Raw genomic sequence first — 21,187 nt, forward strand, 5'->3', positions numbered from 1 at the left:
TTAAAACCTCACAGCTCTACTTTTTTTAGAATAGAATCTAGCTGTTTTGCTTCTTTCTGTCCCACATGTACATAGTTAAATTTGTCACTGCTGAAGAATTGCTTACCAAACCTTGCATACGGCGATAAGTCCTGTTTGTTTTTAAACATTTCTAGTACTTCTTCTAGTGAGTGGTTGCTATATACATTTGTTTTCGCAATTGTTCGTTCTGGTGTTAAAGACGTTACGAACTCGTACTCTTGACCACTATTTTTTTCTTGCAGTTTGTTTTTATTTAACGTGTAATATGTTCGTTTTCCAATAAAGTCACTATCCGTAAACGTTGTACTTAGCATTAAATCTAGTAAATAGTTTTCACCATAATAAGAGTCTTGGCTAAAGTACGTTACGTATGGCGTGTTAATCCAGTCACGAATATTTAAGTAGTTATGCATATAGCTGGCTACGAACGTATGAATAGATGACGTATTATACTTGTTGTATACATCTAGATAACCGTCAAATGTGTCGATCAACACGTATAACTTTTTATTTTCGTAACTTTGACGATTAAATTGATTAACGATGTCTTCAAATTCTTCTTTGCTGTTAGCCATTGCTACAACCGTTACAGTTGGTGACTGAGCTACAAAGTTCAGACCAATCTTTTCAATCACATAACTTAGACGGTGCGTATAAGTATGTTTCGTTAATACATCACGAATCCCAATCAATGCTTTTTCTTCGTAATATTCGTTATTCTCTAGCAGTTGTTTAAACTCTTCATATAGTTCTTCTGGATTTTCAGACATATAAACTAAGTCACCAAAGATATGGTTAATACCTTGAGCATACGTACTAATAACAGGTGTACCGCAAGCTAAACCTTCATATACTCGACGCGAGAACATAGTTGGAGACTCTTTTACCGTATTAACGTTAATCATTACTTTATAGCCTTTGTATGCTTTATCAATCTCGTAATACTTTAAGTTTCCTTTTACGAATGGCTGAAAACGATCTGGAAACTGGTGGTTTGGCATTAGGCCTTTTAAGTTTTGGATATAGTTACGATCATAGATATCTAGTCCTACTTTAGCAGCAGCATCTAACAAACGATCCATATCGATACATCTTTCTTCATGATGACGGTAGTAAGAGCCTGCGAAACAAGCTTTACTTTCACGATTTTCGACAATCTTAATAGGATTGTGAATGGCTGGTTGAGCAGCAAACGGTAGCGCAAAAGCATTTTCGTGACCAGCTTGCTCTTGGTAGAATGGCACCATGTTTTCATCTGTGGTAAAGATATAATCAAATCGTCTAGCTGTTTCAATAAAACGATTAAAGTGAACTGGATCTTCTTTATTCCAAAATACAGTAGGAACATTATTTTCTTTACACCATTGTAATAGAGCGAATAGCGGTTTCATGTTTTCTTCGCCGTAGTATCCAACACGCTTATCCCAAACTCCGCCGTTCCCACGCCAAGCAGATTCAACCATAAGTAAGTCCGGTTGCTCTTTTGTCATCACTTCACGCCAGTTGTCAGGAGTCATCTTAATTAATTGACATTCGTGCTCATATGAAGCTGTCGTAAACTCATCAAAGATAACAGCCATTTTCATTTGCTTTAATGGCTTAGGTGGTAGAACTTCAAACGCATCAATTTCCGTTTTGTCTACGTAGTTAATTGGCTCTTCACTTTCAAGGCTCTTCATCTCTTTTACAGTGAATTGCTCTACCTCAAACTCGCCTTTGCCAGACACTCGAAGCGCTAAGCGGAATTGATTAACATCGGGATGCGCCTGTATTTTCGTTGTCCCGTTAAATTTAAGCTGAAGTACCTGTACTTTCTCATTATCAGAATATCCAATAAACATTGGAATAACCGAAACGCCTTCTTCAACTTTTCCTCTAACAGAGAAGTCATACTCAAACCCCTGCTGCATAGTCATTAAAGGATACGTCGGTAATGACGCAAAGTGGTTATTCTTCTCTTTATATGACATGTATACGTTTTTACCCGGTTCTAGCTTTGCTTCTCCATGTAAAGAGTTCTCACTTGTTGATAGCTGTGCTAATTTTTTGGATGCAATGAACCAGCTTGAGTGCTTTAAATCTAACGCTAAACTATTCGTAATTTCTATTTCTTGTTCATCGATATTTAATTGAAGCCCTTTAAAATAACCTTGCCCTGAGACTCGAACTAGGAATTGAACCGAATCCGTTTCTTTTTTAAAGCGAAGTTCTGTAGAACGATTCACACTTACTTGATGTAACTCTGTTTGTTTGCCTTGATTATAGCCCATTACATATAAAGTTAAGTCTATGTCTCCGAACATTTGGCTTGTAGGAGTAATTGTATAGTTATAGTTTGGTTGAATCGATAACTCTCTGTTTTCTTCGTTCATCTCATTAATGCAATGTAAATGAAGAAATTCTTGTCCCGTTAACTTTGATTGGAAAAATTGATTCCACGGGTGATAAACTACTTTCCCCGTTGATTTTTCCCATCCTTCTAACGATGTTGCATTTAACGGTACTTTCGTGGATGCGTTAATATAGCTTGGACGACGATCGATAGAAAAGTCTTCTTTCCACCAGTAAGCTACATTATTTATAATAATAGACTCAACTGAGAATTGACCTTTTCCAGAAACTCGAATTGCTAAACGCATCGCATCAAATTCGATTTCCGGCTTAATTAAACGCTTAGTGTTTAATTTCAATTCATCAGAAAAGACTTTTTCATCATTTTTATAAAACACTAAAGCAAGTCTTACATCTACATCCGCATCTTTATCGCCTGTAAACTCAGCAGCAATATTATTAGCTGTTACAGAGATACTTTGCTTAGGAGCCTGTGAAAAAGCTGCATTTCCTTCTTGATGTGAAATATAGGCAAACTGCTTTTGGTCGAAACTCGCATAGAACGTTTGTTCAAATAGATTGTAATAAAGCTTAGTAGATTTAGGTATGTACCAGTTATTTTGGTCTAAAACAATATACTTTCCTTCTGCTACTAACTCTCCTTGACTCCAAAAAGATTGACTGCCTATGAGAATTTTCTCTAACTTGAAGTTTCCATTGCCTTTAATACGAATTGCTAAGCGGACCTTATCCGTGTTTTCAGCAAAGTGGATAAGCTTTTCACTATTCATTTCAACTCTATGAGTAGTTAGTTTCAATTCGTTACTATACTCAATAATGAATAAATCAACTTCCACGCCTTTATCTTTTGTACCCTTAAACGAAACAGTTTCTTCTTGAGATACAGTAATTAATTCTTCTTTGGGAGGAAGTTGAAAATCTAAGTTTTGTTCACGGTATGTTAAATACGTAAATTCATTAGAACTCAAATTAGTAGTGAAAGTTTTTTGTTCTGGACTAAAGGAAACGTCAATATTGTGCTTTTTAAACCAGCCGTTTGTCATTTCAAGCTCAACGAATTCAAAGTTTGTTATTCGCTGAGACATTGCCCACTTTCTCTTTTGAGTAATCAATTTCATACGATCTTGAATATCAATAATCATCTTTGATTCCCCTTTGATGCTTTTTGCTTAAATACGCGTCTTCTTACTTGCCAATACTTCAGCGTAAGTTTTCCTAAGAACGATTGTGTAAGAGCAGAATAACGCTTTTCTAATAGCTCATAACGCTTTTGCAACTCATTATATTCTTTTAATTCGCGCTCTCTTAAGTTCAGCTGAACGATTAGTTCTTTTTTTACTAACTCTAACTCTTGCTCTAGTACATCAGTCGGGACTCTACTTTTTAATTGCGTGCTCATTGCCTCTACCTCTCCAATGCTCGTGTTTGGTAAACTTTTAAGAAATTAACTTGTTCATTTTCCCAATTATATTTAAATTTAGCAGTTCTACAATTCCTGCTCATTTGATCTCGTAAAGTTGGATTTTCAAGTAACTTGTTAACCGCTTCAGCAATTTCAACATGATTATGTGAATCTACACACAAGCCTACATGCTCTGTTTCTACCACTTTCTTAATCTCTGGGAAATCACAAGCTACAACTGGTACATCACTCATAATGTATTCAAATAGCTTATTAGAAGAAGCCGAATAGTGGTTAAAACAAACATTATTTAATACTTGAAAACCTAGATAAGCATTTCTTGTATAGTGTGGAAGCTCATCTAATGGTACTTTTGGAATGAATTTAACCTTATGTTGAAGATTCATTTCTTCAACCATTTTTTCAAGCGTTGGCTTAATTCTTCCATCTCCAATAAACACAAGAACCCCTTCTTTAAATAAAGGAGCTGCTTTTACTAAATTTTCAAGACCTCTTCCAGTTTGAATGCCGCCTTGGTAAAGCAGGATTTTTTCATCTCGTTGCAAGTTTAATAGCGTGTGCATATCTGCTTTCTTTTTTACATCTTTCTTAGGTTGAAACGGATAGTTATATACAACGTGTGGGTAGAACCCATATAAATCTTCATTATATTTAGCTCTGGTATGATTTTCGACGATCATCGTATCAATTCTCTTAATGAAAAAGGATTCCATCTTTGGATAGAACCCACTGTCATAGCCAGTACGACTCGTCTGGACTTCATGAGAATCATACACTAGTTTTTTTCGCTTAAATCGTAGCTTTGAACAAATATAACCTTGGGGTAACGTATTTAAATCATTGGAATGATAGACATCATACTTCTTACTAAATCCTTTTAAAATCATCCGCAAGATGATGCTGCCTCTAACCCATACCACTTGAAGTTTTGTTTTTAAAAGTGCCAGTGCAAAAATAGTTAAAGGTACCACAATAAAAGGTGCTAGGTAAGCGAGAGCTGCCCATGCTAGAAAAACAAATGGAAGAACCAATTTATTTCTCATTATAAAACGATAAAAAGATTTTAATATCACTAGAGACGATGGGTAACGCTGTACGCGATGGACGTGAAAGTTCTCATTCACTTCTTCAAACTGCTTTAAGCCTTCGAGCTTAGGATCATGAATGCAAATTAAGTCCACTGCATATCCTTCTTCGGATAGTGCTGTACATTCTCTTAGTACACGCGCATCATTCGTAAAATGATTCCATACAAACATGCATACATTTTTTTTCATAGTACTTCAGCTTTATCTCCTGATTCTACTTGGTTTAATTTAAAGGTTGCTAACTTACGATTTTCAATTAAGTTAATTAACACATGAATATTGTTTTCCCAATAGAAGTGTTCTTTCACATATCGCAAACCATTACTCCCCATCTCTTTACGCAAAGACGGATTAGTGTACAGATGTAAAATGTGACGTACCACTTCATCGACGTCGTGAGAATCCGAAACAATTCCCACTCGTTTTGATTCAATAACTTCTTGAGCATATCCGGACACAGCAGCAACAATTGGTATGCCTCGAGTCATATAATCAACAATTTTACCTGGCAAAACCGTTTCAAATACTTCTTTACCGTTCAGCGTTACTAACCCAATATGATGTTGAGAAATAATATCTAGACACTTCTTTCTAGTCGTTGGCTTAATGAAGTTAACGTTAGTTAACCGATGTTGATCTTTAAATTTGATAAATTCTTTCTTTTTAAAGCCATATCCCATCACATTTAGTTCAATGTCATAGTCATTTAATTGCTTGGCCACTTCCATTAGAACGTTTACGTCTTGAGCTAAACCAATATTCCCCGCATAAATCACCTTAAACTTGCCTTGACCTGCCTCTTGAAATGATACTTCATCTTCCTTAGCAGCGTTGGGCATAAAATGTATTTTTTCTAATGAGATATTATAGTTCTCAACAATAAAGTCAATAAACCCTCTACTGTTGACAATAATTTGGTCTGATTTAATATATAGCAGCTTTTCAAGCTTACTAAAGAGTGATATAACAAACGGATAATTAAATACCCCTACGCCTTTTAACGATTCTGGCCACAAGTCTCTAATATCTAAGATTAGCTTACTACGATAATGGTATTTTGCTACTAATCCTACCACCGCAATAAAAATGGGCGGAGACGTCACGAATACCACATCATATTTTCTTCGATCAAAAAGGATAAATAAAAGCATCTTCAAGGCCATTTCTAAATAAAACCACAAGCGATTCATAATACTTCTAGAATACTTGCGATTTTTCACTTGGATGCGCGTTACATCACGTTCTTCCTCAATCAAATCATCATCCCAAAATTGATTGTCACTATAAATCTTTTTGTTAGGATACATCGGATCTGTTGTTAAGACGTTTACTTCATACTCTTCTTCTTTTAATAATTTATAGATATTTTTTATACGATTACCCGCACTGCCAATTTCCGGATAGAAATTTTGTGAAATCACAAGTACTCTTTTTGACAATCCCTTTTCACTCCAATACGACTTCATCAATTGAGAAGATTACACTTCTCAATTGATGAAAGCTGACATTAAGCGTCTACTTTTTCTCTTTTTAACAATTCCTCCATAAAGTTCAGAAGATTGTTTCTCAAGTCATCATGCTGCAAAGCGAATTCTAATGTCGTTTCAATAAACCCTAGCTTTTCACCTACATCATAGCGGCGCCCTTCAAAATCATAGGCAAATACGCGCTGAATTTCGTTTAGCTTCTGAATCGCATCTGTTAACTGAATTTCTCCACCAGCACCAATTTCTTGTTCTTCTAAGAAACGGAAAATCTCTGGTGTGAAAACATAGCGCCCCATAATAGCTAAGTTAGAAGGTGCCGTTCCAGGAGCAGGCTTTTCAACAAATGTATTTACTTGATAGCGACGTCCCTTGTTAGAAATCGGATCCACAATTCCGTAGCGGTGTGTTTGGTCATCATTAACTGTCTGTACTCCAATAACTGATGATAGCGTTGTATCATATTCATTCATTAATTGGCGTAGAGCAGGTGTTTCAGCCTGCACAATGTCGTCACCTAAAAGCACAGCAAATGGCTCATCACCGATAAATTTACGTGCACACCATACAGCGTGTCCTAATCCTTTTGGTTCTTTTTGGCGAATATAATGAATCTCTACGTTTGAAGACTGACGCACTTTTTCTAGAATGTCGAACTTCTCTTTTTCTACTAAATTATTTTCTAACTCTGGTGCATAGTCAAAATGATCTTCAATTGCGCGTTTACCTTTACCCGTTACGATGATAATGTCTTCAATCCCCGACTCAATTGCTTCTTCTACAATGTATTGAATTGTTGGCTTATCTACAATGGGTAACATTTCTTTTGGCATTGCTTTTGTAGCTGGCAAGAATCTTGTTCCTAGCCCTGCTGCTGGAATAATTGCTTTTCTAACTTTTTGCATAAGAGAATCCCCTTTTCACTTGCAATTTAGAATTATTTACTTTCACTTTTGAAATATTGAATAATCGCATCTGCAATACGTTGTGATGCAAAGCCATCTCCATACGGATTTGATGCTTTGGACATGCGCTCATACTCTTCTTTATTCGTTAATAATTCTTTCGCAAGGCGGTAAATTGTTTCTTCTTCAACACCCGCAAGCTTTAATGTGCCTGCTTCAATTCCTTCCGGACGCTCAGTTGTATCGCGTAATACAAGAACCGGCACTCCTAAAGATGGCGCTTCTTCTTGTACACCGCCAGAATCCGTTAAGATGATATGTGCACGTGATGCAAAGTTATGGAAATCCACTACCTCTAACGGCTCAATTAAGTGAATGCGTGAGTCATCACCTAGTACTTCATCCGCTAGTTCACGAACAACTGGATTTAAGTGAACCGGGTATACTACTTGTACGTCGTCATGTTCTTCTACAATCCGTTTAATTGCTCGGAACATGTTGCGCATCGGCTCTCCTAAATTTTCGCGACGATGCGCTGTTAATAAAATTAAACGATCGTCACCGATTCCATCTAACACAGGATGAGAATATTCTTCTAAAACCGTTGTTTTTAACGCATCGATTGCCGTATTACCTGTTACGACAATGCTGCTTTCCTGTTTGTTTTCTTCTAATAGGTTTGCTGATGACTTTGAAGTTGGAGCAAAATGCAAGTCAGCTAATACGCCTGTTAATTGACGGTTCATCTCTTCTGGGTACGGAGAATACTTATTCCATGTACGTAAGCCGGCTTCTACGTGACCAACTTTAATTTGATTGTAGAATGCTGCTAACCCAGCAATAAATGTTGTTGTTGTATCACCATGAACCAATACGATATCAGGCTGTACTTTCCCCATAACGTCGTTTAGTCCTTGCAAGCCTCGCGTTGTTACATCCATTAATGTTTGGCGATCTTTCATAATGTTTAAGTCGTAGTCTGGTTTAATATCAAATACGTGCAGTACTTGGTCTAGCATTTCACGATGCTGGGCTGTTACTGTCACAATCGATTCAAACTCTTCTGAGCGTTTATTTAGCTCAAGTACTAGCGGAGCCATTTTAATCGCTTCTGGTCTCGTTCCAAAAATCGTCATTACTTTAATGCGTCTTTCCATGCTGTCACCTATTCTTTCTGAATTTTTTTAAAGAACTAGTCGTAACTAGTTAACATTTCGATGCAGTTCTTTTTCTTTCTTTTTGATAGATCGAAGAACTAATCGTTTAATCTCTTCAAGCTGCTCAATTGATGCATCTTGGTTAATATAGCGAATCGTTTTCTTTACATTCTTAGGTAAGTTATCAAAATTCTTCATCGTTTATCACTCAATTATTCTTAAAATAGTCCTAAAAACTTTTTTCTTCTAACATGCTCAGGTGGCTCTTTAAAACATGCTTGTCCATTAATAACATGCTCGGCATTATCTAAGAACTTATAAACCGTATCAAGTCCGTACTCTTTTTGGACAAGGCTCACTGCTTGCTCCATATTAAAATTCCGATGCTTCAAATCATGTGAGTCGGACGCAATAAAATGAATTAGATTGGCTTCCAACAATTGATTCGAAAAATTTTTAATTTTCTTTCCGAACTGACCAGTGATACTGGAAGCTGTAAGCTGGGCTAATGCGCCTTTCTTCACAAACTCATACAGCAATTCAGGTTCTTCTATCAACCTGCTGTTCCGTTCTGGATGTACAATAATCGGTATTAAGCCTTCGGATTGTATATCATATAATAATCTCTCTGCATAGCGGGGGACTTGACTGGATGGAAACTCAACAAATATGTACTTGCCTGTATTATTTAACGTAAGGATTTCACCTTTATGATAATCTTGTAAAATCTCACCATATATACGAATCTCTTGGCCTGGTAAAATAGTCAAAGGTATATTTTCAACCTGCAACCGTTTGTTTAACGTATTGACCGCTTGTTCGACTGTCTGCTTTGTATTAAAGTAACGGCCATTTTGATGGTGAGGTGTAGCGACAATATTTTTAATACCCTGGGATACAGCTCTTTTAGCCATTTCTACACTCATCTCTTCGTGAACAGATCCATCGTCAATTCCAGGTAAAATGTGACAATGCAAATCAATCATACCAACACCTCATCCTTCTTAAGACCTACCAAAACACTCTTTATGTTAGCACACTAAACTAGATATTTCTATGTCTTTTTTTGTCGAAAAGTCTCTATGCCTTTTTCATTCTGTCTTATTACACCATCTATTTCCCATTACATTAACCTGATTTTTCGACTTTTTGCAGACGAAAAACCGCATTTTACGACATATAAAGACTACAGATATACGTCACTTTTATTTTATGGAAGTAAACACAAATAAGACACGAAGACTTCTCTAAAGAAGTCCTCGTGTCTTATTTTATTGACCAGAACCATAATAATAGTAATAATTACCTTCTTCTTCTGATCTGCCATTCAGTACAACACCCAACAGTTTACCTTGTTGCTTCTGCAAAATATCTTTTGCTTTTAACACTGCTTCACGTTCTGTTTGTCCACTGCGAACAACAAGTAAAACACCCTCACATTTATTAGCTAAAATATGAGAATCCGTAACGGGTAACACTGGTGGTGTATCAAAGATCACCATATCAAATTGCTTATACATCTCTTGAATTAAGCTTTCCATCGCTTGTGAAGCTAACAACTCAGACGGGTTAGGCGGAATTGGTCCGCTAGTTAGCACCCATAGGTTGTCCACATGAGACTCTTGAATACCAGATGCTAGATTTGTTTGCTTTGCTAGAACGTTAGTCAAGCCAATATGGTTTTCTAACTGAAACGTATACTGTATGCTTGGTTTACGCATATCTGCATCTACAAGCAATACTCTCTTTCCTTGCTGGGCAAAAACAACAGCTAAGTTCGCAGCCGTTGTAGACTTTCCTTCCGATGCTAGAGTTGACGTTACCATAACAGAGCGCATTTCACCGTCAATACTTGAAAATTGAATATTTGTTCGAATTGTACGATACTGTTCACTTATCGGTGATTTCGGCTTTTTATGAGAGATTAAGCTACGTATATGAGTTAATCGGTTAGATGATGATACGCCTTTTCTTTTCTTAAACAACTTACCCACCGTATGTCTCTCCTCTCACCGCATGATTTGCGCCTGTTGGTGTTACTCGAGTTCCTTCAAGTTCGCGGTCTTTAATTACTGAAATGGAACCGATAACCGGAAGCTCCAATATCGTTTCTACATCTTGCTCGGTCTTGATTGTATTATCTAGGTATTCTAATAAGAAAGCTAAACCAACACCAAGCATAAGCCCAACTACAATCGCAATCGCAATATTCATTAATGGCGCAGGCTTAATTGGGTTTAAGCTGTCAGCTAACTCTGCTTTTGATAGAACACTAACGTTATCAATGCTCATAATGCTAGGGATCTTCTCTTGGAACACAGCTGCCGTTGTGTTGGCAATATCCATTGCGCGCTTCGCATCCGTGTCTTGTACGACGATATGCGCTACTTGAGAGTCCTCTGAATTTGTGACTTGAACTTGGCCGCTTAGCTGCTTAGCCGTTACGTTTAAATTAAGCTTTTTAACAACATCCTCTAAAATAACAGGGCTCGTAATGATCTCGTTATACGTACTAATTAACTGAATGTTTGTTTGTATCGTGTATGCATTAAGGGGCTGCTGTTCTGAACTTTCTTGATTCACAAGAATTTGCGTTCTTGCTTGATAGACAGGCGTTAACACAAAGAAACTAACGATACCGCTTATCATCGCTGCGATAATTGTAATGAGCGCAATAAGCCAAAGACGTTTCTTTAACGTGCCGAACAACTGTCGTAAATCAATTGTCTCTTCCATTGGTGACCTCCGAATTAAAAGATTGTAGCTTCGTAAAGACTCTATTTACCATTATAATTCACAAAACTATTTTTTTCTACATATTCCTGTAAATCTTGTGATTATTTAGTACTGTTTATATCGGCATAGATAGAATATTATTTACTAGATTCATTACATCATTTCTTAATTATTGATTAAAGTCTTCTCTGTCTTACATTTGAGCTAATTATTTTTTTACTGAATGTGTAATTCCTCAAACGTTAGCCATTTCTCTAGCTGTTCCTGCCACATGATGCTGTATGCCTCCTTTTTGATTTGGATGAGATGCGATGATTGATAATTGACCCTCTATTTTAAATGTTTCGACTTTATTTGGGAGAATAAAATGATCGCCTTTTTGCAATGGAAACTGACCTTCACTTGTAATCAGCGTTCCTTTCCCTTCGACTACACTTCCAAGCGTAAACGGTCCATCTTGGAATAGTTCAGCAGCTGTGTCAATGTCCCATTTATAGACGGTAAAGTAGTCTTCTTCTACAAAGGTCGTAATGGTTGCTCCGTTAACTTTCGTAAATGCTGCTTCTACCTTTGTAGCCGTATGAGGGACTGTCGTCACCTCGATGGCTTTTTCAATATGAAGCTCACGAAGCTGCCCGTCTTGCCCGACGCGATCATAATCATAGACGCGATACGTTGTGTCCGAGCTTTGCTGCGTTTCTAATACGAGCGTCCCTTTACACAAGGCGTGAATGGTACCGCTCGGCACATAGAAAAAGTCACCGGGCTTGATTTTTACACGCTGTAATAAATCATCCCAGTGACCTTGTTTAATTAGATGAATGAATTCTTCCTTCGACTTTGCGTGATGACCAAAAATCATATCCGCATCTTCATCACAGTCAATAATGTACCAGCACTCCGTTTTGCCAAGCTCACCGAACTCGTACTCTTTCGCATACTCATCGTTTGGGTGAACCTGTACCGACAAATCGTCGTTTGCATCGAGAATTTTTGTCAAAAGCGGGAAGCGATCGCTTTGAAAATGGCCAAATAAATCGGGACGCTCTGTCCAAAGCTCACCTAACGCTTTTCCTTCTAGCTCTCCGTAGCGCACAACGCTCTGACCGTTTGGATGAGCAGAAATTGCCCAGCATTCCCCCGTCTGTTCTGACGGAATTTGATAATGATATGTATCTCTTAGCTGCGTTCCACCCCAGATGCGCTCTTGGAACAGCGGTTTTAAAAAGATTGGTTGTTTCAATGAATTACATCTCCTCTTATCTTTCCTTTAGTGCAATTGTTAAAAACGTATGTAAAACCTCTTTTGGTCTTAAACGTTGAATATCTTTCTTTGTATTTAGTGAATTGGGCTTTGCCATCCATGGTTCTATGCACAAAAACTCTTTTTCAGGTTCAGACCATAATGTCACATATTTAAATTCGTTACTATACTTTAACCGCAATGATTTTCTTTCATGAATAGGAAACATAATTTCAGGATTTTTACTATCTAACAAAATTAATGCTTCTCTTTCATCTGTTAAATCTATCTTGTTTGTAATGGGTTTAACTGTATTATCATTCACGTCTAAATAAGTTGAAGCATCCGTAGCTAACTCTACCTTTTTATTCTCAATTCTAAAATACGGATGAAATCCACTATAAAACGGCATTACCTTATGTGATAAATTTTGATAAGACTGATGTATAATAAACTCTCCGTTACAAAGTTCAAAGGTAAATGTTAAATGAAATTCAAAAGGATATTGTTTATACGTTTCTTCATTATTCCATAGTTCAAGTGTAATAAACTGACTTTCCTCATCAACGCTTTTTACGTTCCATGAAGCATTCCGAGCAAACCCATGATTATTCATTTGAAATATTTTATCTTCTATCGTATATTGGTTATTTTCTAAACGATCACAAATAGGAAATAAAATAGGAATACCACCTCGAACATTACTATGTTTATCATAGAATGTTTCTTCATTTAAATACAAAATTTCTTGACCATGCAGTCCAATACTCGTTACAATTCCTCCACGCTCTGGAGAAATTTTAAACCAAGAATTTGTTTTCTCTTCTTTAATTTCATAAATAGAAAAATGAGACATCTAGTTCCTTCCTTTGTAAAATAAAGAAAAAAGCAGGTCACCACCTGCTTTTTTCTTTATTATGCTCTTTTCACATGCAGCACGTTTTCCTCAATTTCTTCCCATGTCATATATAAACGAACAATATCTTCTTCAATTAATTGAGTTCCTGTTTGAACTTCAATAATTTCTAGGTCAGTTGTCGCTTTAATAGCATGCTTTTCGCCAGCTTTCACTTGTAATATATCGCCTGGTTTTACAGTGCGCAGCTCATCATTTAAGATAAATTCACCTTCACCTTTAATAATAGTCCATACCTCATCTCGGTAATCATGAAGCTGATAGCTTAAATTTTTACCTGCCGATACGCCGATACGCTTAGTTAAAACTTCTTTATCTTCTTCAAACTTTGTGTAATCAAGTACTTTATACCATCCCCAACGACGCTCTTCATACATTGGGCGATTATCAAAAGCTCCCACAAGTTCTTTAATGCGCGGACTTGCTTCCTTGTCAGAGACAAGAATTCCATCGGGGCTAGCTGCTACGACTAAATTTGAAGCACCTAACACCGTGATAGGAATATCTAACTCATTGATTAAATGAACGTTTTCGCTATCTTTACTCACGACACCTTTACCAATTTGCTTCGTCGCCATTTCTTCCGTAAGCGTGTTCCATGTCCCAAGGTCTTTCCAATAGCCATCATACGGAAGAACCACAATATTCTGTGTCTTTTCAACAACCTCATAGTCAAAGCTAATTTTTGGTAACGTTGCATATTGTTTTAATAACTCTTCATACTGAATAGGCAAGCCTTTTTCTTCTAAAATGGAAATAACATAGCCAAGCTTAAACGCAAATACACCGCAGTTCCAAAGCGCTCCGTCTTGAATTAAATTAGTCGCTGCTTCTTCGGACGGTTTTTCTGTAAAGCGCTGAACAGGTAAGTAGTCTTTTTCATTTTTATTTGTAGTCGGTACAATATATCCATACTTCGAAGACGGATAAGTGGGCGTTACTCCAATTAGCGCTAAATCTGCGTTACTATCTTGAACAACTGTCTCCAAATCTTTTACACGACTAAAAAAAGCATCATCAACATATGGATCAACTGGTAAGATTGCAACCACTTCATCCAAACTAGCACCTTTAATACTATATACATAAGATGCTGCCAATGCGATAGCAGGGAACGTGTCACGACGACAAGGCTCAATAATTAAGCCAGCTTGATTATCAAGCTGGCTTTTAATCATATCCTCTTGTGATTTTCCTGTTGCAATGACTGTTGATTGAGCTAATCCTACGTTAGAAATTTGGGTCCATACTCGTTGGACCATAGATTGCAAATGTGACTCTCTATCTTCTAAAACTTTTAAAAATTGTTTTGAACGTGAATCATTGGATAGTGGCCATAAACGTTTACCTGATCCTCCTGACAAAAGTACAAGCTTCATTATTTACACCTCAACTCTTTCTCTATTGACTTTTTCATTTAATTTACTTTCTACAAACAATCTAAACTCATCTCTAAATCGTTCTGGTGAAAACCTTAAAGCATTTTCTCGACAATCTTCTGCTAAAATAAGATTTTGAACTTCTTCAAAACGCTCCACACTGCTAATAATTGCTTCAGTAGTCTGATTTGCAAAGAATAAGCCTGTAGGAAATTCCGATTCACCAAAAGCGTTTATTGTTTCCAGCGCTCCACCTTTTCCATAAGCTATTACTGGCGTTCCGCAAGCTTGAGCTTCTACTGGAGTAATGCCAAAATCTTCTTCTGCAGCAAACACAAATGCTTTAGCTCTCTGCATATGGTCTTTTAAAACTTCAAACGATTGATATCCTAATAAGGTGACATTAGGTGTTGCAATGGCTTTAATTTTATCGAAATCAGGTCCTGTCCCAATTACTACTAGCTTTTTATCTGGCATTTGACTAAAAGCTTCGACAATCAAATTAATTTTTTTATAAGGTACCATACGAGAAGCCGTTAAATAGAAGTTTTCTTTTATTTCTCCCATTGTAAATGAAGATACATCGACTGGGGGATAAATAGTTTCTGACTCACGTCTATATACTTTCCATATGCGTTTACCAATAAAATTAGAGTTCGATAAAAAGTAATCTACACCGTTAGAAGTTCTGTAGTCCCAATTACGAATGTTATGCAACATTATTTTAGCTAACATCCCTTTTAATCCTTTATTTAATCCTGCTTCTTCAAGATATTGATGTTGTAAATCCCAAGCATAGCGAATTGGGGAGTGAACATAAGAAATGTGCAGTTGATCAGGACCAGTAATAACTCCTTTAGCTACTGCATGAGAACTTGAAATGACAACATCGTATTTAGAAACGTCTAGCTGCTCAATTGCTAACGGCATAAAAGGTAGGTAGCTACGATACTTCTTTTTTGCCATCGGCATCTTTTGAATAAAAGATGTCTTTACTTTTTTGTTCATAATAAAATCTCGTTGATTTTCTGGAAGAAAGTCAACGAGACTAAATAAATCAGCTTGAGGGTATATTTTTAATAAATCTTCTAAAACTTTTTCTGCACCTGCATAAGTTACAAGCCAATCGTGAATAATGGCTACTTTCATTTAAAAGATCCCCCTTCTTTACTTTATATAGTCTAAAGGTTGTATCTTTTTAGTCTCATTATTTAATAAATAAGGGCGACCAATTGATTTATAATTAACCTTTACTTTTTTCATCTTAGATAGTTCAAAACAATTACGTCCATCATATATAAAAGGAGACTTCATATGTTTATTAAATAATTCAACATCCATATTTTTAAATTCATCCCACTCAGTAAATATAAAGCACAAATCAGCCTCTTTTAAAGTATCTTCGATTGTATTTCTATAAATAATTTGATTGTTACTGTATATTTTTTTGAATTTTTCCATTCCTATAGGATCATAAACTTGCACTTCAGCCCCTTCATCAAGTAACAATTGAATATTGGGTACAGAAGGTGCTTCTCGTAAGTCATCGGTCCCTGGCTTAAAAGTAAGACCTAAAACTGCTACTTTAAGACCTTTAAAGAACGGAAAATCTTCTCTAGCCATTTTAATTAATTTAAATTTTTGCTTTTCATTTACCTCTATGGCTGCTTTTACAGTTCTTAAAATATAGCCTTCTTCTTCTGACAACCAATGTAAAGCCTTAGTATCCTTTGGAAAGCAAGATCCTCCATATCCAATCCCTGCATTTAAAAACTTGTCTCCAATACGATTATCATAGCCCATTGCGGCGGTAACATCTTCAATATTAGCACCTACTTTTTCGCATAAATTGGCAATATCATTCACAAATGATATTTTTAAAGCTAAGAAATCATTTGAAGCATATTTAACCATTTCTGCACTACGACGGTCCATTGTTATAATGGGAATATTAAAAGATTCATAAACTCTACTTAATTTTTGTTTCGCATATTCGCTTTCGGCTCCAATGACAATTCGAGATGCTGAGAGTGTATCACGAACAGCTGTACCTTGAGCAAGAAACTCAGGGTTAGAAACAACTTCTACGTTGACTTTATTGTTTAAGTGTAATTTTATTAACTTTTCTACCTTATCATTTGTTCCTACTGGAACTGTAGACTTTATTACAACTATACAATCTCGTTTGACAGTCTCAGCTATCTGGCGAGCAACTGTATAAACAAAATTCAAGTTAGCCGATCCGTCTTCATTTTCCGGAGTTCCTACTCCAATAAATATAATATCTGAAGATGCATATGAGTTTTTATAATCAGTTGTAAATGTTAACTTTTTTGAAAACAAATTTTTTGTAATCAGTTCATCTAGGCCTGGTTCAAATATTGGGCAATTCCCTTTGTTTAAAAGTTCAATCTTTTCTTGGTCTGTATCTACGCAGGTTACATTATGACCAACTTCAGCTAAACAAACTCCTGTTACTAGCCCGACATAACCAGTACCAGCTACCGTTATATTAATCAATGTAAACAGCTCCTTAATTTTTATTAGTTATCTAATCTCTTAACTTATGTATCAAATCACTTAAATACATTTTTGAGTCATAATTGTGAACTACTTTTTCCCTAGCTTGTTTTCCTAATAATAAACGGTACTCTTTATCATTTGAAATTCTAAGTATTTGATTTGATAGATTGTCAATTAACTTTTCATTTACATCTACTAGTACTCCACAACCATCAGATAAAATTTCAGGAATCGCACCTACTCTAGTCGAAATTATAGGTTTTCCTACTGCCATAGATTCCACAATAGTTAAACCAAAAGGCTCACTCCACAGAGATGGTAATATAATAATATCCCCACCATTTAAGTATTTGGGTAAATGACTATGTTCAATATAGTTTGTTAATATAACTTTATTTGGAGGCAGTGAATTAAGTTCATTTCTCACATCTTTTACATAATCGCTTTCGTTGAGTTCACCTATAATAACAAGCTTTAGATCAGGATTTTTTTTAAATGCTTGTTTAAATGCTTTTGTTAACTCTAGAACACCTTTCTCTGGAATTATTCTTCCGTGATAGAGTAATATTATATCTTCGTGGGTAAATTTATATTTTTCAGACAAAAATGATTGATAAGTTTGATTAGGCTTAAATTCATTAGTATTTATTCTATTTTCTAACGTTAGTATTTTATAAGAGTCTTCATCTCTACACACTTGTAAGATCCTTCCACTTATATAATCACTAACCGAAAGAACTTTATCAAAGAGTTGAATAACTTTTAAAGAATAAGAATTCTCTACATTTATAGTATCATTATGCAAGTGTAAAGCAATATTATCATTCTTAAGATATCTTCTTAGATAATTTATATATAAAGGTCTGTTTTCAACTATAATCCAATCATATTTTTGTTTCCTAAGCTCTTTAGTTACATTTATTAAATACGGATGTGTAAGAATAAAGAACATGAACTTTTGCAATCTAAATTTTGCCAATAATCTTTCTGCTACAGTAAAGACTCTTTCATATAAAGAATTGTACTTAATAAATTTAAAGTTTGTATTTTTTATCTCTTTACTACTCATTTCAGCTTTTTTATCATATTTCGAATAGACAGTAATATCGATTGGGCTACAATAATTTTCGTTATTTTTAATTAGTAAATCTACTAACGTTTCTACTGCTCCACCTTTTACTGCTGGAACTGGTTTTACTTCATTACATAAAATAGCAATTTTCATATTTTCTCCATCTTATAGCATAAAAATTTTAATTTTAAAACAAGATTTAAACAGATATTTTCTCCTTATCTTTCACTTTAAACTTTTCACTTTGATAAAAACGAAAGATTTTTTTAATAGTAGAAGCTTGTGAAATAATTAATATTACAAATACTATTGAATTAATTAGAATAAGATAGCTTTGTAAGTATGCATTAACAACAGCTGTAAAAAATAAGATAGTTAATACGATATAATGATTTACAACAGAAAATGCCATTCCGTTTTTTGATGAAAAATATGTTCGAGCTGCAAAAAAGCAAATATATGATACAGCAGTTGCTATAGCCGCCCCTAAGGCTCCTAATTTGGGAACTAATAACAAATTTATAACAAAATTCGGGATAACCGCTACTACTCCTACCCAGATACTCAAATAAGTTTTCCTAGAGAATACTATTCCTAAACTTGTTGTTTCGCTAACAGTATATATAATTGGTTGTAAACATAAAAAAGCCACTATATATCTAGAATCTGAATATTCTGGAGATAGTATATAAACAATTAAATCTTTAAACCCTACTATAAACATAAAGATAACCGACATACATAAAAGTATTCCATCACTAACTAATTTAAAATACTTGATATCTTTTTTTTGGTCATACCACCTATAAGCAGTAGGTGTCCAAAAACTAGTAAAACTCAATTGTATAATACTCAAAACACCTGCAATTTTTAACGTAGCAGTAAAAATACCAACTTCGTAAAAATCACTCCATGCTCTTAAAGCTAACCTGTCTAATGAATTTAAAAGACTTGAGATAGATGTAGCTATTAAAATCGGAAGACCGAACAAAATCATTCGCTTTAATAATTTTTTATTAATGGAAAACCCTTTATATTTAAAAAGTTTTCTATATCTTATTATTAGATACAGATCTGCTAACAATTGACCAATTATGGCGGAATATACAACTGCTAAGAAATCTCTTCTTAAAAAAAAGATAAAAATCAAAGTAAAGATAAGAATAGATAATTTCGTTAAAATGGTTAATAAAGAATATTCTAATGCTTTTTCTTGCATTCTTAATGAAAGTAAAATAAACCGTTCAACAACCATAGCAATAATCATAATTCCAAATAGAATTGTAGCAATTTTGAATTTCTCATCTCCAAACAGAAGTAAAGAAATATCACTTAAAAATAATAAGATAACTATAAAAATTAATATAGCTAATATCAAAGGGATTAATATAGCATTTTGAAATAGCAGTTTTTTATTTTGTATTGAATGATACTCTCTAGTATAAGCTTGATCCACACCTAAATATAGAAAGGTTGCTACAATAGTTTGAAGTAATAAGAATATACTGGCTTTTCCATATTCACTAGGATTAATAAAATGCGTTGTTAAGGGTATTGTGATAAATGTAATCATTGCTCCAATAACAGGTCCAATTGAAAATCCTATAAGTTTTTTAATAAAGTTATTCATTTTATCAATAGAAATATTTCTATCATTCACCTCAAACTCAATATTTTCCGGTAATAATTAAATTGAATATAAATGTTCTAACCACTCATTAATAATATTATCAATAGCAAAGTCCTTTGCTCGTATTAAGCTTTTATATTGTAATTCTTTCCTTTTAGATATATCATTTGTTAATTCGTTTATATAATCCTTAAATTTTTCTACATTATATTTCTTTACTAATACACCAAACTCTCCTTCAAGCAATATTTCTTTAGGTCCAAAGTTGTCAAAGCTCACTATTGGTAACCCAGATGCCATTGCTTCAGTAATAACTAAGCCGAATCCTTCCCATCTAGAAGTGGATATAAATATAGAACCTTCAGCATAAAGATTTCTTAACTCATCATGATGTAAAGGACCTTTTAAAATAATTTTCTTCTCTAGTTGATGATTTTTAATAAGTGTTCTGAAGTTCTTTTCGTCATTTCCTTTTCCTACAACAATAATTTTCCATTCACTGTTTATTAATTTTGCAATTTTAACCAAGTAATCTAATCCTTTTTGTTCCATTGATAATCTACCCACAAAAATAATATTTTTTTTATCTAATTTACTCAGTTTGGGGTTATTTAAAGTTAGGGGGTTATATATCCTTTTTGAATTAGAATTTATTTGTTTAAAATTAGTTAAATCTGCATTCGTTAAGCATACGACCGAATCTGCTAATTCTAGTCCTCTCTTATAATCAGTAATAAATTCTTTACAGTAATTGTTCAGGTAGACATCATAACTATTATGTTGCCAAGCCACAATTTTAAGTTCTGGAATGCTTTTTTTAATAGTAGGAATAATAGCTGTTAAAGTATTTTGACATAAAATTAATAAGTCATAACTATTTTTTTGTAAGTGATTAATTAAATCTAATATTTGTTCTTTATAAATATCTAATATACTAATTGGATTTTTGTTAACTCTATATTTAAAATATAACGCTTTTTTTATAAGCTTTCTGCTAAATTTTCTAGATCTAATGTCTTTAGGAATGTTAACCTTATCTTGTACATGATAAAAAAAATCATATTCACCCGAAAAATCAACCAAGGTGACATCTTCACCCTTTTCACATAAAGAGTTTGCTATTTGTATAGCAACTCTTTCTACACCACCTAGACCGAATCCCATATTGGTAATACAAATTTTCATTATATAGTCTTCCTTTTATTTTATTAAGATTAGCTCACTAGTGTTGCATTAAAATAATTTCAGTTTTAAAAAT

General features: G+C 34.6%; 18 protein-coding genes. All 18 read right to left on the minus strand.

The window, feature by feature from the left end:
* Positions 1 to 8 precede the first annotated feature (8 nt).
* Positions 9 to 3,515: a CgeB family protein gene (locus BFL01S_RS03450; RefSeq protein WP_235859195.1), complete on the minus strand. Its 3,507-nt coding sequence runs from the start codon at positions 3,513 to 3,515 to the stop codon at positions 9 to 11.
* Positions 3,512 to 3,772 (minus strand): hypothetical protein, encoded by a 261-nt coding sequence (locus BFL01S_RS03455; protein ID WP_061784884.1) that lies wholly within the window; start codon positions 3,770 to 3,772, stop codon positions 3,512 to 3,514. Before BFL01S_RS03455 ends, BFL01S_RS03450 begins: the two co-directional genes overlap by 4 nt.
* A gap of 5 nt (positions 3,773 to 3,777) precedes the next feature.
* Positions 3,778 to 5,073 carry a glycosyltransferase gene (locus BFL01S_RS03460; protein ID WP_061784885.1) on the minus strand — a complete coding sequence of 432 codons (1,296 nt, stop codon included), beginning with the start codon at positions 5,071 to 5,073 and terminating at the stop codon, positions 3,778 to 3,780.
* The gene (locus BFL01S_RS03465) at positions 5,070 to 6,305 is read right to left on the minus strand and encodes a glycosyltransferase family 4 protein (RefSeq protein ID WP_235859196.1); all 1,236 of its coding nucleotides are present in this window, start codon (positions 6,303 to 6,305) and stop codon (positions 5,070 to 5,072) included. The genes BFL01S_RS03460 and BFL01S_RS03465 overlap by 4 nt, the downstream gene beginning before the upstream one ends.
* Positions 6,306 to 6,391: 86 nt before the next feature.
* On the minus strand, positions 6,392 to 7,273 hold the full coding sequence (gene galU, locus BFL01S_RS03470; protein ID WP_061784887.1) for a UTP--glucose-1-phosphate uridylyltransferase GalU: 882 nt from the start codon (positions 7,271 to 7,273) through the stop codon (positions 6,392 to 6,394).
* A 32-nt stretch (positions 7,274 to 7,305) separates the two neighbouring features.
* The gene (wecB, locus tag BFL01S_RS03475) at positions 7,306 to 8,430 is read right to left on the minus strand and encodes a non-hydrolyzing UDP-N-acetylglucosamine 2-epimerase (protein ID WP_061784888.1); all 1,125 of its coding nucleotides are present in this window, start codon (positions 8,428 to 8,430) and stop codon (positions 7,306 to 7,308) included.
* 45 nt (positions 8,431 to 8,475) lie between these two features.
* The gene (locus BFL01S_RS20630; RefSeq protein WP_169799837.1) at positions 8,476 to 8,628 is read right to left on the minus strand and encodes a hypothetical protein; all 153 of its coding nucleotides are present in this window, start codon (positions 8,626 to 8,628) and stop codon (positions 8,476 to 8,478) included.
* 20 nt (positions 8,629 to 8,648) lie between these two features.
* Positions 8,649 to 9,416 carry a tyrosine-protein phosphatase gene (locus tag BFL01S_RS03480; RefSeq protein WP_061784889.1) on the minus strand — a complete coding sequence of 256 codons (768 nt, stop codon included), beginning with the start codon at positions 9,414 to 9,416 and terminating at the stop codon, positions 8,649 to 8,651.
* Positions 9,417 to 9,701: 285 nt separating this feature from the next.
* A complete protein-coding gene (locus BFL01S_RS03485) occupies positions 9,702 to 10,415 on the minus strand; it encodes a CpsD/CapB family tyrosine-protein kinase (RefSeq protein WP_061784901.1) in 714 nt (237 codons plus the stop codon).
* Between the two features lies 1 nt (position 10,416).
* Positions 10,417 to 11,166, minus strand: coding sequence for a YveK family protein (locus tag BFL01S_RS03490; RefSeq protein WP_061784890.1), 750 nt, complete (start codon positions 11,164 to 11,166; stop codon positions 10,417 to 10,419).
* A 235-nt stretch (positions 11,167 to 11,401) separates the two neighbouring features.
* The gene (gene manA / locus BFL01S_RS03495) at positions 11,402 to 12,409 is read right to left on the minus strand and encodes a mannose-6-phosphate isomerase, class I (RefSeq protein WP_061784891.1); all 1,008 of its coding nucleotides are present in this window, start codon (positions 12,407 to 12,409) and stop codon (positions 11,402 to 11,404) included.
* Between the two features lie 16 nt (positions 12,410 to 12,425).
* Positions 12,426 to 13,265: an aldose epimerase family protein gene (locus BFL01S_RS03500; protein ID WP_061784892.1), complete on the minus strand. Its 840-nt coding sequence runs from the start codon at positions 13,263 to 13,265 to the stop codon at positions 12,426 to 12,428.
* A gap of 59 nt (positions 13,266 to 13,324) precedes the next feature.
* On the minus strand, positions 13,325 to 14,704 hold the full coding sequence (locus BFL01S_RS03505) for a sugar phosphate nucleotidyltransferase (protein ID WP_061784893.1): 1,380 nt from the start codon (positions 14,702 to 14,704) through the stop codon (positions 13,325 to 13,327).
* A gap of 3 nt (positions 14,705 to 14,707) precedes the next feature.
* Positions 14,708 to 15,853, minus strand: a complete 1,146-nt coding sequence (locus BFL01S_RS03510; protein ID WP_061784894.1) for a glycosyltransferase family 4 protein — start codon at positions 15,851 to 15,853, stop codon at positions 14,708 to 14,710.
* Positions 15,854 to 15,871: 18 nt separating this feature from the next.
* Complete coding sequence (locus BFL01S_RS03515) at positions 15,872 to 17,224, minus strand: UDP-glucose dehydrogenase family protein (protein ID WP_174521176.1); 1,353 nt, start codon at positions 17,222 to 17,224, stop codon at positions 15,872 to 15,874.
* 31 nt (positions 17,225 to 17,255) lie between these two features.
* The gene (locus BFL01S_RS03520; RefSeq protein ID WP_061784895.1) at positions 17,256 to 18,452 is read right to left on the minus strand and encodes a glycosyltransferase family 4 protein; all 1,197 of its coding nucleotides are present in this window, start codon (positions 18,450 to 18,452) and stop codon (positions 17,256 to 17,258) included.
* Between the two features lie 46 nt (positions 18,453 to 18,498).
* Complete coding sequence (locus BFL01S_RS03525) at positions 18,499 to 19,959, minus strand: lipopolysaccharide biosynthesis protein (protein WP_235859197.1); 1,461 nt, start codon at positions 19,957 to 19,959, stop codon at positions 18,499 to 18,501.
* Between the two features lie 27 nt (positions 19,960 to 19,986).
* Complete coding sequence (locus BFL01S_RS03530; protein WP_061784897.1) at positions 19,987 to 21,114, minus strand: glycosyltransferase; 1,128 nt, start codon at positions 21,112 to 21,114, stop codon at positions 19,987 to 19,989.
* Between the last annotated feature and the right edge of the window lie 73 nt (positions 21,115 to 21,187).

Origin of the sequence: Priestia flexa NBRC 15715 (assembly GCF_001591565.1) — a bacterium.
Lineage (GTDB): Bacteria > Bacillota > Bacilli > Bacillales > Bacillaceae_H > Priestia > Priestia flexa.

Excerpts from the sequence above, each read along its gene's own strand:
- BFL01S_RS03505 (WP_061784893.1), bottom strand. The coding sequence starts at position 14,704 with ATGAAGCTTGTACTTTTGTCAGGAGGATCAGGTAAACGTTTATGGCCA.
- galU (WP_061784887.1), bottom strand. The coding sequence starts at position 7,273 with ATGCAAAAAGTTAGAAAAGCAATTATTCCAGCAGCAGGGCTAGGAACA.
- BFL01S_RS03510 (WP_061784894.1), bottom strand. The coding sequence starts at position 15,853 with ATGAAAGTAGCCATTATTCACGATTGGCTTGTAACTTATGCAGGTGCA.
- BFL01S_RS20630 (WP_169799837.1), bottom strand. The coding sequence starts at position 8,628 with ATGAAGAATTTTGATAACTTACCTAAGAATGTAAAGAAAACGATTCGC.
- BFL01S_RS03500 (WP_061784892.1), bottom strand. The coding sequence starts at position 13,265 with ATGTCTCATTTTTCTATTTATGAAATTAAAGAAGAGAAAACAAATTCT.
- BFL01S_RS03490 (WP_061784890.1), bottom strand. The coding sequence starts at position 11,166 with ATGGAAGAGACAATTGATTTACGACAGTTGTTCGGCACGTTAAAGAAA.
- BFL01S_RS03455 (WP_061784884.1), bottom strand. The coding sequence starts at position 3,772 with ATGAGCACGCAATTAAAAAGTAGAGTCCCGACTGATGTACTAGAGCAA.
- BFL01S_RS03520 (WP_061784895.1), bottom strand. The coding sequence starts at position 18,452 with ATGAAAATTGCTATTTTATGTAATGAAGTAAAACCAGTTCCAGCAGTA.
- BFL01S_RS03450 (WP_235859195.1), bottom strand. The coding sequence starts at position 3,515 with ATGATTATTGATATTCAAGATCGTATGAAATTGATTACTCAAAAGAGA.
- BFL01S_RS03480 (WP_061784889.1), bottom strand. The coding sequence starts at position 9,416 with ATGATTGATTTGCATTGTCACATTTTACCTGGAATTGACGATGGATCT.
- wecB (WP_061784888.1), bottom strand. The coding sequence starts at position 8,430 with ATGGAAAGACGCATTAAAGTAATGACGATTTTTGGAACGAGACCAGAA.
- BFL01S_RS03530 (WP_061784897.1), bottom strand. The coding sequence starts at position 21,114 with ATGAAAATTTGTATTACCAATATGGGATTCGGTCTAGGTGGTGTAGAA.
- BFL01S_RS03460 (WP_061784885.1), bottom strand. The coding sequence starts at position 5,073 with ATGAAAAAAAATGTATGCATGTTTGTATGGAATCATTTTACGAATGAT.